Annotated in this window: 1 protein-coding gene; it reads left to right on the forward strand. The window is 61.9% G+C overall.

What is annotated here, in order from left to right; all coding sequences use genetic code 11:
• The coding region (locus J5M56_RS26485; protein WP_207938248.1) for an amino acid permease at window positions 1-236 on the forward strand (236 nt) is incomplete at both ends.

Raw genomic sequence — 236 nt, forward strand, 5'->3', positions numbered from 1 at the left:
CCTGTTGTCCTGGGTGTTGCTGTGCGCCGAGATCATGTTCGCTGCGGCCAAGGACCACACGATGCCGGAGTTCCTGCGCCGGGAAAACGCCAACCAGGTGCCGGCGAACGCGCTGTGGCTGACCAACTGCATGATCCAGGGGTTCTTGCTGATCACCCTGTTTTCGGCCGGCACCTATACCAGCCTGATCTACCTCGCCTCGTCGATGATTCTGGTGCCCTACCTGTGGTCGGCGG

Source organism: Pseudomonas sp. 51_B, from assembly GCF_017491595.1.
Taxonomy (GTDB): Bacteria; Pseudomonadota; Gammaproteobacteria; order Pseudomonadales; family Pseudomonadaceae; genus Aquipseudomonas; species Aquipseudomonas promysalinigenes.